10 protein-coding genes are annotated in these 12,855 nt (G+C 37.9%); 7 read left to right on the top strand and 3 right to left on the bottom strand.

The features are described 5' to 3' along the window. Nucleotides 1-18 precede the first annotated feature (18 nt). The 7 genes from KI363_RS05080 to KI363_RS05050 all read left to right on the top strand — a co-directional run bounded on the left by KI363_RS05080 (nt 19) and on the right by KI363_RS05050 (nt 9,031). Nucleotides 19-774 carry an ABC transporter ATP-binding protein gene (locus KI363_RS05080; RefSeq protein WP_158324231.1) on the top strand — a complete coding sequence of 252 codons (756 nt, stop codon included), beginning with the start codon at nt 19-21 and terminating at the stop codon, nt 772-774. After that, nucleotides 775-2,700: an FtsX-like permease family protein gene (locus KI363_RS05075; RefSeq protein WP_158324230.1), complete on the top strand. Its 1,926-nt coding sequence runs from the start codon at nt 775-777 to the stop codon at nt 2,698-2,700. A 23-nt stretch (nt 2,701-2,723) separates the two neighbouring features. Further along, the gene (locus KI363_RS05070) at nt 2,724-3,083 is read left to right on the top strand and encodes a YxeA family protein (protein WP_212965682.1); all 360 of its coding nucleotides are present in this window, start codon (nt 2,724-2,726) and stop codon (nt 3,081-3,083) included. 119 nt (nt 3,084-3,202) lie between these two features. After that, nucleotides 3,203-3,913 carry a response regulator transcription factor gene (locus tag KI363_RS05065; RefSeq protein ID WP_212965681.1) on the top strand — a complete coding sequence of 237 codons (711 nt, stop codon included), beginning with the start codon at nt 3,203-3,205 and terminating at the stop codon, nt 3,911-3,913. Nucleotides 3,914-3,916: 3 nt separating this feature from the next. Further along, entirely contained in the window at nt 3,917-5,320 is a 1,404-nt protein-coding gene (locus tag KI363_RS05060) for a sensor histidine kinase (RefSeq protein ID WP_158324227.1), read from the top strand. Between the two features lie 166 nt (nt 5,321-5,486). Then, entirely contained in the window at nt 5,487-7,211 is a 1,725-nt protein-coding gene (locus tag KI363_RS05055) for an ABC transporter ATP-binding protein (RefSeq protein WP_158324234.1), read from the top strand. Further along, on the top strand, nt 7,208-9,031 hold the full coding sequence (locus tag KI363_RS05050; RefSeq protein WP_212965680.1) for an ABC transporter ATP-binding protein: 1,824 nt from the start codon (nt 7,208-7,210) through the stop codon (nt 9,029-9,031). Before KI363_RS05055 ends, KI363_RS05050 begins: the two co-directional genes overlap by 4 nt. A gap of 43 nt (nt 9,032-9,074) precedes the next feature. On the opposite strand, the gene opp4C is transcribed toward KI363_RS05050, so the two are convergent. From opp4C to opp4A, 3 genes are all read right to left on the bottom strand, one after another. Beyond that, complete coding sequence (opp4C, locus tag KI363_RS05045; protein ID WP_212965679.1) at nt 9,075-9,974, bottom strand: oligopeptide ABC transporter permease; 900 nt, start codon at nt 9,972-9,974, stop codon at nt 9,075-9,077. Between the two features lie 13 nt (nt 9,975-9,987). After that, nucleotides 9,988-10,953, bottom strand: a complete 966-nt coding sequence (gene opp4B / locus KI363_RS05040) for an oligopeptide ABC transporter permease (protein ID WP_212965678.1) — start codon at nt 10,951-10,953, stop codon at nt 9,988-9,990. 135 nt (nt 10,954-11,088) lie between these two features. Further along, a complete protein-coding gene (opp4A, locus tag KI363_RS05035) occupies nt 11,089-12,825 on the bottom strand; it encodes an oligopeptide ABC transporter substrate-binding protein (RefSeq protein ID WP_212965677.1) in 1,737 nt (578 codons plus the stop codon). Between the last annotated feature and the right edge of the window lie 30 nt (nt 12,826-12,855).

Here is a 12,855-nt window from a genome sequence, read left to right as displayed (position 1 = left end):
CACAGGGAGGATTAAACAATGAAAACAATATTACAAGCAAAAAATGTTCAAAAAGTATTTGGTGCAAAGGGAAATGTTTATAAAGCATTAGAAGATATTGATTTGGAAATTAAAGAAGGAGAATTTATCGGAATCATGGGGCCTTCGGGTGCTGGGAAATCGACATTATTAAATGTTTTGTCGACTATAGACATACCATCTTCAGGGGATATTATCATCAACGACCAACATATCGTCGGCATGAAGGAAAAACAACTAGCCGACTTTCGCCGAAATCAGCTAGGCTTTATCTTTCAAGATTATAACCTTCTTGATACGTTAACTGTTAAAGAAAATATTATCCTGCCACTTGCATTATCAAAAGTTCCGACTAGTGAGATTGAAAAAAGGGTTGAAAGAATTGCGGGGACATTTGGAATAAGAGAAATACTAGATAAATATCCGTATCACATATCAGGTGGTCAAAAACAGCGAACAGCAGCTTCTCGAGCAATTATTACGAACCCAAGCCTAATATTGGCAGATGAACCAACAGGTGCATTAGACTCCAAATCTGCAACGAGTTTACTTGAAAGCTTATCGATGTTAAACGAACAGAATCACTCTACCATTATGATGGTTACGCATGATGCTTTTGCTGCTAGCTTTTGCAAACGAATATTATTTATTAAAGACGGAATGATTGATGCTGAAATTCATAAATTGCAACAAACTCGTCAGGAATTCTATCAAAAAATATTAGATGTTCTCGCTTCACTTGGAGGTGGGAATTAAATGACACTGTTCCGGATTGCTAGAAAAAATATAAAGAAAAACTTTACCAATTACTTTTTATATTTTTCTTCCATGATTTTTAGTATTGTCATTTACTTCACATTCGTTTCTTTAAAATATGATGAAACGATTGCTGCTACAACGGAATCATCGCAAAAAATCAGCTCTGTCTTCAATGCTGCATCGGTCGTCTTGATCATCTTTGTCGCCATTTTTATTTGGTATTCAAACTCTTTTTTTACAAGGAAACGAAAAAAGGAGATCGGACTTTATTCATTACTAGGTGTACGTAAGAAACAAATCGGTCGATTGCTATTTTATGAAAACTTTTTAATGGGGATTAGCGCCCTTTTGATTGGTATTTTACTTGGTTCAGTTTTATCCAAATTTTTTGCGAGCGTTTTGATGAAGGTGATGGGCTATGATGTGATGGCAAATTTTGCTGTTTCATCTGCCGCGATGATCAACACAATTATTGTATTCACACTTATTACAGTCATTACCTCGTTTCATGGATATAGATTAATTTATCGATTTAAACTGATTGATTTATTTCAAGCAGACAAAGAGGGAGAAGAAAGGCCAAGAGCTTCTTTTTTCATTGCAGTATTTTCCATTATCTTTATAGGGATTGGTTATTGGCTTGCACTGCAAAATATATTGGAGTCGGAAGCTTGGAGAAAAATCGGGATCATGCTAACACCACTTGTTATCATCTTATCCGTTATTCTGGGTACTTATTTATTATTTAATACTTTCATTGTCTATCTTTTGAAGCTTTCAATAAAGAATAAAAGGAAGTTTTGGAGAGGGATCAATTTAATTAGTACATCGCAACTTCTCTATCGTATGAAAGGAAATGCCCGTACATTAACGATCATTGCTATTCTCAGTGCGACCACATTGACGGCTGTCGGGGCATCTTATAGTTTGTATTATAACAGTAAAAGCAATGCCGAGTTGGCAAATCCAAATAGCATCATGTTTATGAATCATGATGAACAGCTAGCGAATAAGGTGAATGAGAAGCTTTTACAAGATGGAAACCATGAGATCATTTATCATAAAACGATTCCGACAGTGCCAATAAAGGTAGATACAGCTAGTTTGAATGGCATGATGGGCGAAATCATACAGGAATATACCATCATCTCTACTAAAACATTCAATGAAATGGCAGGACTGCAAGGGAGAAAAGATCATCTTTCACTGGAAGGCAATCATGCAGCTGTACTAGATGCAGGCTATTATGAAGGATTATCACCAGAATATGTCGGTTCTAGCATTCCATTGCACGTAGATCATCTAGCAGAAGACATTACGTTTAAAAAATTGCTGAAATATAACGTTCTTAATTCCAAGACAGCAAATATTACTGTGGTGCTAAGCGATGAGTTATTTTCTAAGTTGGAAAAAGAAACAGACCATGTAAACATGGAAGCTTACAAATTTACGAACGAAAATCAGGCCAAAGAAATAAATAAGGAAATTGAATCGATTCTACCTGATGATGCAAGCTTTTCTAGCTTTTACAATGATTACGCGCTTGGAATGGAGTCAACAGGGTTACTGATCTTTATTGGTGCCTTCTTAGGATTAGTATTCCTTGCTGCAACAGGGAGCATTATCTACTTTAAACAGTTGACAGAAGCAAATTCTGATAAAGAGCGTTATGTCATTTTACACAAAATCGGTGTGAACAAACAAGAAGTAAGAAAATCGATTGCGAAACAGGTATTCTTTATATTTGCCTTACCGCTAGTCGCAGGTATAGCTCATTCCGCGGTCGCTTTAACTGCCTTATCTAGGCTATTGCAAACAAACCTGGTTATTCCTGTATTCATATGTATAGGCATATATATTTTAATTTATGTGATCTATTACTTCTTAACAGTGCGTACCTACTACAAAATTGTAACAAAATAAAATAGGGTGGGGAGAGTATATAAATGAAAAAATCAATGATAGCGATTGGAATCGTATTGGTGATTTTAGTTGGTGGTGTCATTTTTCTACAAAATGTAAATCTTAATCGGGTTGGTGCTGATGAATATTTCACACAAATAAATGGAGAAGGAACAAAAACGGAGGACAAAATGAGTGATGGAGGCATTCATATACGTTATGAATATGAATTACCAGCTTATGATAAAGATGGCAACCAAAAAACACTCACATTTTCTGCCGATAAACAGCTTCGCGAAAATGCATATTTACTTCTGTTTGTGAAAAATGGAAAAGATGTTACATCGTATCAGGAAGTAAAGGATGAAGAACTACCTAAAAAAGTCGCTGAAGTGTTGGAATAGCCATAATTAAGGAAGAACTCTTTTCAAAAAGGGTTCTTTTTTGGCATGTAGCTTAAGATTATTATCGGTCTTGGATTATTTCCTTTATAATAGAGAAAACAGCTATGGAGGTATTTTGGATGTCGGTCAGTAACAAAACCGTGTTAATTATCGATGATGAAGAAGATATTTTAAGACTTATTAAAACAGTTCTAATAAAAGAAGGAATCAATCATGTAGTGACGTCTACTACTGCGAAAGAAGGTTTTGCTGAATTCCAACGCACACAACCGGATCTTGTTTTATTAGACATTATGTTGCCAGATGGCGAAGGGTATGATGTATGTAAACAAATAAGACATATCTCGAATGTGCCGATTTTATTTTTATCAGCAAAAACAGAGGAAATTGATAAGATTTTAGGCTTTGCCATAGGCGGAGATGATTATATCACAAAGCCATTTAGTCCTAAGGAAGTTGCTTATCGAGTAAAAGCACAGTTGAGAAGGGCAGACTATATGCGGACGGATGTAATAACAGATTCCATTATAAAGGCTGGTCCCTTTGAATTAAACGAGCAAAAAGCGCAAATTTTAAAGAATGAGGAAATCATTGAATTAAAGCCAAAGGAACTTGGATTAATGAAGTATTTCCTCCAAAATATCAATAAGGTGATTAGTAAAGAAAGGCTTTATGATACAGTCTGGGGTGAAGACTATTTTGGCTCTGATAATACGGTAATGGTTCATATCCGGCGACTCCGAGAAAAAATCGAAACAGATCCCTCTCACCCAAAGTTTTTAATGACCGTAAAAGGCTTGGGCTATAAATTCACTGTAGAGGATGAATAGGTTGTGAAGTGGAAGCTGACTGGAAGATATATCCTTTCTATCGTCTTAGTCGTTACTCTCGTTGTTTTCATAAACATTTTTATTATGCTTGCTTTATTAATAGCCCAGTCTATCTTTGACATACCAATATTTCAAGGAAACAAAACAACTCCTGAAGATTTTGCAAGACAATTTCAAGAGAATATAACTGTAGTAAATCATGATGTGACGATTACCGAGTCAGGAAAAAAAGCGTTAATTGAAAAAAATGCCTGGATCCAAATTTTAGATGAAAATGGTAAGGTCATGTATAGCTATAGAACGCCTAAGGGTATTATGGAAAAATACACGCCAGCGGATATCGTTCAAACGTATAAATATCAGGAAATAGCGAACACAACGGTTTTTGTTGGTGGGAAAAAAGAAAAATCCATTGATTATAGTTATTTTATTGGGATAGAGAATCCCGGTTTAAATCGCTATGCTATTTCTTTTGATAATCGCGACATCTATCGAGTGGTAAAGGTTGTTGGCATTATTTTAGTAATAGACGTATTCATTGCCTTACTAATTGGCTATTTTTTTAGTAAACGACTGACACAACCCTTACATGCACTTATTTATGGGATCAAAAGATTGGCAAATAAAGATTATACTGTCCATTATGAGCCTAAAGGAGTTTATAAAGATGTCTTTCACAATGTCAACTTTCTATCCAATCAGTTAACAGCCAATGAAAAGGAAAGAAAGAAATTGGAGATAATGAGGGAAGATTGGATAGGAAATATCTCCCATGATATTAAAACACCACTAGCATCGATACAAGGATATGCTGAATTGATTAAAGATCAAGATTATCATTTTTCATTAGAAGAAATTAGGGAGTATGCTGAAATTATTGAACAAAAGTCATTATATATCAAAGAAGTAATGGAAGATTTAAATTTATCCACAAGATTGAAAAATAAAGCATTATCGTTAAATAAAAAAACGGTTAACCTTGTTGCTTTATTAAGAAATATTGTGATTGATATATTAAATGATCCTAAATATTCTAATCGTAATATTGTTTTCCATGTAAATCAAGAGAATATTCCTGTGGAAATAGATGAAATTCTCTTTCGAAGAGCCATCAATAATTTACTTTATAATGCAATGGTTCACAATGATGAAAATGTCCAAATAGATGTATTGGTAGAGAAACAAGAACGAACACATATAATGATAAAAGATGATGGAAAAGGCATAAGGAAAGAAGAACTCGAGAGAATTTTTGACCGTTACTATCGAGGAACAAACACTGGAGATGCACATAGAGGCTCTGGGCTAGGAATGGCGATTGCCAAAGATATCATTCAGGAACATAATGGAGAGCTTACCATTAACAGTGAGATTGGTCACGGGACAACGATTGATATTAAATTATAAAGCCTCCTAGTAAATGGCAAGGGGGAAATAAAGTGGGTTGCCTTTTTAGGAGGGCAATCCCTTTTTAAAATATTTTATATTGACAGCCATAAGATTCCGCTCAACAAATCGTTGACCAATAGGTTTAGAAACCATACTATTAGATTAGGAATTTAGGAGGGAAGTGATTAGAAACGTGTTCAGGCATTTGAAAACTTATAGCTGGCAAATTGGGGCGGTCATTATTTTAACGCTCGCTGGCATTCTATTAGAATTACTATTACCAACTTTAATGGCGAATGTCGTGGATATTGGGATTGTGAAAGGAGATATTTCTTACATAGTAAAAGTCGGCTTATGGATGATTGTCGCTGCATTGGTCGCTGTTTTGATTACAATTGGCGTGTCGTATTTCGCATCGAAAACCGCCCAAGGCTTTGGACGAGATGTAAGAAAAAGTTTATTTGTCCAAGTGGAGGATTTTTCTCTACAGGCTTTTGATAAAATTGGACCAGCTTCCTTAATCACAAGATCAACCAATGACGTGAAACAGGTGCAAGATGTATTAAACATGGTTTTGCGAATGATGACACGCGCTCCTTTAATGCTTGTGGGGGGAATTATTTTAGCTGTGACAAGAGATCCCGGCTTATCACTTGTTTTTCTGGGTGCCCTGCCCATTTTAGTGATCGTGATTTTTATTATTTCGCGCAAGGCCATCCCCCTATTTGTCTCCTTACAGAAAAAGACGGATCGACTTAACTTGATTGTTCGGGAAAACTTAACCGGAATTCGAGTCGTCCGTGCCTTTAATAAAGTTGATTTTGAAAAAAGTAGATTTAATCAGGCGAATGAAGATTTCCGTGATACAGGAATTAAAGTGAATCAAATGATGGCGGTACTGTTTCCGATCATGATGATCATTATGAATTTTACCAATATCGCGATTGTGTGGTTTGGGGCGATTCGGATTGATGAAGGCATGATGCAGGTAGGGAATCTAATGGCGTTTTTGCAATATGCGATGATGATTCTTATGTCGCTTGTCATGCTTTCGATGGGATTTATTATGATTCCAAGAGCGCAAGCCTCTGTGAAGAGAATTAATGAAGTGCTTGCGATGGAAAAGGAGATTGAAGATCCGCAAACGGTGAAAACAACTCAGTCCCATGGATACGTCGAATTTCGGGATGTTAGCTTTCGCTATGAAGGGGCGGAGAAGCCTGTTTTACGACATCTATCCTTTCAGGCAAAGCCAGGAGAAACAACCGCGATTATTGGCAGTACAGGAGCGGGAAAATCCACTTTGCTAAAATTAATCCCTCGTTTTTACGATCCAGAAGAGGGAGAGATTGTCATTGATGGCGTGGATGTAAAAGACATGTCTCAAGCAGAATTACGGCAAAAAATTGGCTATGTTCCTCAGAAAGCAACCTTATTTAGTGGTTCGATAGCAGAGAACCTCCAGTTTGGGAAGGAACAAGCAACAGAGGAAGAAATGAAGGAAGCTCTTGAAATTGCACAAGCTTCGGATTTTGTTTTTAAACAAGAGGAAGGCCTGCACGCGAAAGTGGAGCAAGGCGGTGCTAATTTCTCGGGCGGACAAAAGCAGAGATTGTCCATTGCCCGTGCTTTAATCCGCAAGCCGGAAATTTATTTATTTGATGATAGTTTTTCAGCATTAGATTATAAAACAGATGCAAAATTAAGAGTTGGTCTCAGCCACATGCAAGAGAATAGTACAATTATTATGGTGGCACAGAGAGTCAGCACAGTGATGCAAGCAGACCAAATCATTGTTTTAAATGATGGAAAAATCGCCGGGATTGGGACACATGCTGAATTGATAGCGGAAAATCAAATTTATCGGGAGATTGCGGCATCACAGGGAATCGGGGTGGAAGGAGCATGAGTCAACAGAAGATGCGTCAACGCGGTCCAGCACGTGGACCAGGTATGCATGGAGAAAAGCCAAAGGAATTTAAAAAGACACTGTTTCGCTTAAGTGCTTATTTGAAGCCACGAAGACTGCAAATTATTCTTGTCGCGATTGCCGCCATTTTTGCTACATTATTTAATGTGATTAGCCCGAAATTCCTTGGAGATGCGACATCCTCTATTTTTGCCAGTATAAAAAATGGCGTAGGTGTCGATTTCCCTTTCCTCGCAAAACTAGTGTTTATTTTATTAGGACTGTATATTTTATCTGCGATTTTTTCTTATTTCCAACAGTATGTGATGGCGGGAATTTCGCAAAAAACAGCGGCTGAGCTGCGGAAAGAAGTGAATGAAAAATTAACACGTCTTCCACTTCGATATTACGATCAGCATCCGCATGGAGATGTTTTGAGTCGAGTGATTAATGATATTGATAATATTAATAATTCGATTCAACAAGCTCTATCGCAACTGATCACATCCGCGATCATGATCATCGGAACAATTATTATGATGCTCGTAATTAGTCCTTTACTTACGCTGGTCGTACTGATTACGTTTCCTTTAAGCGCCTTGGTTGTGCAATTAATTGCTTCTCGCTCGCAAAAGCATTTTGTTCAACAGCAAACGGAGCTTGGCAATGTGAATGGTCATATCGAAGAAATGTTTTCTGGTCATCAAGTTGTCAAAGGATTTGGCTATGAACAAAAAGCCATTCGTGATTTTGAGCAAATGAATAACCGACTATATGAGTCAGGGTGGAAAGCGCAATTTATTAGTGGAATTATGATGCCACTTATGACTTTTGTTGGGAATCTCGGTTATGTGTTTGTGAGTATTGTCGGGGGAATTCGCGTGTTAAGCGGGAATATTCAAGTAGGGGATGTACAAGCGTTTATTCAGTATTCTCAACAATTATCACAGCCGATGGCACAAGCCGCAGGAATTGCCAATATGATTCAGACGGCTCTTGCTTCAGCGGAGCGGGTTTTCACTCTTTTAGATGAAGAAGAGGAGATCAAAGAAGAACCAGCTAAGGTGAATCTTGCTGGATTAGAAGGACGAATCAGCTTTGAACATGTGCAATTCGGTTATGAGAAAGAGAAAATCATTATTCAAGATTTAACGTTAAAAGTAGAATCAGGTCAAACGATTGCGATCGTTGGACCGACAGGAGCAGGAAAAACAACGATTATTAATTTGTTAATGCGATTTTATGAACTGGACCAAGGAAAAATTTTAATCGATGGTAGGGATCTCGCTGAATTATCGCGGGAACAGGCCAGATCACTCTTTGCGATGGTGCTCCAGGATACGTGGCTATTTAAAGGAACCATTCGTGAAAACATTGCCTATGGCCGAGAAGGGGCGAGCGAGAAAGAGGTCATTCAAGCCGCACAAAACGCCTATGCGGATGAGTTTATTCGCACATTACCTGATGGCTATGACACGGTTTTAGGAGAAGATGCATCCAATATTTCGCAAGGACAAAGGCAACTGATCACGATTGCCCGCGCGATTTTAGCAGATCCTAAAATTTTGATACTGGATGAGGCAACAAGTAGTGTCGATACCCGTACAGAAATGAATATTCAAAAAGCGATGAATAAACTGATGGAAGGACGAACAAGCTTCGTAATTGCCCATCGGCTCTCGACAATTCGCGATGCAGACTTAATCCTAGTCATGAACGAAGGAGATATTATTGAAAAAGGAACCCACGATCAATTGATTGAACAAAACGGATTTTATGCAGATTTGTATCGTAGTCAATTTGTTGGGGCAACAGGTTAAAAAAAGACCGTAGAGCTATTTAATTGCTCTCACGGTCTTTTTTCTATCTTCTCGATTTCGGATTTAAGGCATCCTTTAGCCCTTCTCCGATAAAATTGATTGATAAAATCACTAATGTAATCATTGTTGCAGGTGGTACCCACATCCAGAGTTTATTCTTAAGTACATCGGAATTGCGTGCTTCAAATAACATGTTTCCCCAGCTTGGGGTATCTGGTGGAACCCCAAATCCTAAGAAACTCAAACCTGACTCGATGACAATGGTCGAAGCCATTAATAATGTTGCTTGGACAATAATCGTGGAAGCTACATTCGGCAACAAATGTTTGATAATCACTTTGGATGGTTTACCACCGATCGACTCGGCTGCTAATACATATTCATTTTCCTTTTCAGCAAGGACTCGACTCCGGACAAGTCGGGCCACCCCTCCCCAGCTTAAAGCAGAGATAACGAGAATTAACGTCCAGATCCCTGAAATTTTCCCAACAAAGATGGAATTTAAGACAATCACAAAAATTAAAAAGGGAAAGGTTAAGATAAAGTCAGTTAGACGCATTAAGATTGTCTCTATTGCGCCGCCGAAATACCCGGCAATCGCCCCAATGACTGTTCCAACTAATACAATCAAAAACATACTAGCGAAGCCAATAGTTAAGGAAGATCGCCCTGCATAAAGCATACGTGCAAACACATCTCGACCATTGGTATCCGTTCCTAGCCAGTGCTCACTAGAGGGCGGCTGACTGATTTTCATAAAATCAACCCGGGCGATATCTTCATTTGTTAGTAATGGGGCAAAAATAGAAAGAAGGATAACGAGAACAACAAAAATAAGACTCGTCATCGCTAATTTATTTTTAACGAACTTTCTTCTCGCAATCTTCCATGGAGAGGGGCTTTTTTGCGGTGTTGCAATTTTGTTATCTGTAATCATTTCCATACGTTTCCCCTCCTCAATCTAGCCTAATCCGCGGGTCAACGATCCCGTAAAGTAGGTCAGCGATTAAATTTCCAAGAAGTGTTAAGAATGAAAGTAACATTGTGATCGACATGACAACGGCGTAATCTCTTCTTTCAACAGATTCTAAAAAGAGTTGGCCAATTCCCGGATAAGTAAAAATAGTTTCTGTTATAACGGCGCCACCAATTAAAGTGGCAATATCAAAACCTAAAAATGTAACTAGTGGAATAATCGAATTTCTTAAAATATGTTGATTATAAATTTTTGATTCTTTTGTTCCTTTTGCCCTTGCTGTTCTGACATAGTCTTTACGGCTATTGTCAATAATGTCGTTACGTAAAAATTGTGTATAGGAAGCTGTTCCCATTAAGCCTAAAACAGCTGCAGGTAGTAAAACGTGTCGCAGCCGACTCAAATAGTAACTCAAAGTTCCTTTATCTAGGCCAATTGCGACTGAACCACTGGATGGGAACCACCCTAATTTAAAGGAGAAAAAGTAAATAGAGACAATCCCAGCGACAAACGAGGGAATGGCTATACCTAAATAATTATATGTGCTAATTACATTATCTCCCAATGTGTATGGCTTTCTTCCAGCGAATAATCCCATTGCAAAAGCGAATATATACGTAATGACTAATGAGGTAACCGCCAAAAATAAGGTGTTTGGTATTCGCTGCGCAATAAGATCTGCTACAGGTTTTTTATAGACAGTGGATTTCCCTAAATCTCCTTGGACAAAATTAGAGATCCATCTACCGTATTGTACGTAAATAGGATCATTATAACCTAATTTTTCTCTCATTTCTTCAATATATTGTGGGTCTGTATTTGAAGGATCAATTTCGCCACCAAACGGATCGCCTGGCATCATTAAAGCTAAGGTGAACACCACGAATGAAATAAGGAGCAATAATGGGATCATGCCAAGTATTCTGCGTAATGAGTATTGAAGCATGTGACTTCTCCTTATCAATAATAAAGTTTATCTACTATTCTGGGTCCCCTACAAGGAGGACCTAGAATAGTAGGATAGATAGTTTCTATGGAACGTTTATGTCGATAGAAAACTATGGATTATCAGCACTTATATTTAGTCAGTAACATACCACTTGTGAACATCCGTTTGGAAACCGACAGCATTTATATGGACACCTTGTAGGCGTTCATTAATTGCATATAGGTCTAAGTTTTCCCATAGTGGAAGAGCAGGTAGTTCTTCGTTGAAGTGTTTTTGCCAATCGACATACACTTGTTTACGATAGTCTTGATCGTCTGCAGCCTTTTCACCTAAGGCCTCATCCAATAGTTTTTGGTTTTCTTCATCAACCCAACGACCAAAGTTCCATTCAGCATCATTGCCCCATAATCCGGATGGATCTGGGTCAGCACCTGTGCTCCAAGAACCAAAGAACGCTTCTAACGCCTCATCATCATTGTCTTTCATATCATTATATAAGTTAAACTCAATCAGAGAGCCTGTGGCGAGTTCCGTTTTCACACCGATATCATTCCAAGCTTGTACAATGGCTTGAGAACGTCCTTCAAATGCGGCGGGTCCTGCATAATGACCAAAGGAAATTGTAAATGGTTTGCCATCCGGATCTTCTACAAAGCCATCGCCATCGACATCTTTATAGCCAGCTTCTTCTAAAAGTTCTTTTGCTTTATCTTGATCAAATTCATATTGGTTTAATTCTGATTCATCTGCAGCTGTCCAGAATACAGTTGGGATCACGGTATTGGCTACGTTAGCCTTATCTTCAAGAAATGCTTTAATCATCGACGGACGATCGATCGCATGTAATAGGGCATGACGTAATTCTTTTGATTTGAATTTATCGAAATCAGCAACATTCTTATGTTTTTCCTTATCACGATGACCGAAACGAAGGCCAATATAGGAATAACCGACACCTTTGGTTTCTTCAACACGAACATTATCTAAATTAGAAAGTTCAGCAATATCTTGTGGCTTAATATCCATAATATCGATTTCGCCATTTTCAAATGACCCAGCTGTCAATGATGGATCAATGATCTTGACAACGACACCATCAAGTAGTGGTTTGCCTTGCCAGTAATCATCAAAACGTTCTAATTCTGAGTATTCACCATCAACCACTTTTTTCACTTTAAATGGTCCTAGGCCAACAGGCTCTTCACGAACTTGTTTGGATTCTTCTAGATCTTTTACGGCAATGCCTTCATAATGTTTTTTCGGCATTGGGCTAGACCAAAGATTTTCTAAGTTATTTGCTTTTGCTTTTTCAAAGGTGATTTTTACAGTATAATCATCTACTTGTTCGATTCCTTCAATGGAATCGGCTTTTCCTTCTTTTTTCGCTTTGGCCCCTTTTATATCAGCAACATAATTGTAACGAGGTCCTGTGTAATCGGGATCTGCTAAAGTTTCCAAAGCAAATACCCAGTCATCAGCGGTTAATTCCTCGCCATTATGCCATTTTACGCCTTTTTCAAAGGTGAAAGTATAGGTTTTATTATCATCACTTATTTCCCATTTAGCTAAGTTTGGAACATATTCTAGGTCATCATTGACCGTATAAATACCTTCTGTCATAAAGTCTTGAATATAGCTATCTACGATACTACCAGAGAAAGCTGGATCATAAACCCCTTCTGGAGCTGTGGCAGTACCGAATGTAACCTTGCCGCCTTCCTTAGGTTCAGAACTTTCCTTAGCTTGCTCATTGCTCTTATTTTCGTTATTTGTTTCTTCTTTTCCGCTTTCCTTTTGGCCACCACATGCTGCCAAAAATAAGGACATGGTCAGCAGGACGACGAAAGACCATAATACTGATTTTCTCATGAGATTCCCCTCCATATTTTCCTTTCATTT

The sequence above is a fragment of the Lederbergia ruris genome, assembly GCF_018332955.1.
In the GTDB taxonomy this organism is placed as follows: domain Bacteria; phylum Bacillota; class Bacilli; order Bacillales; family Bacillaceae_C; genus Lederbergia; species Lederbergia ruris.
Note: the sequence above shows the minus strand (reverse complement) of the source record. Positions and strands in the feature narration are given on the sequence as shown.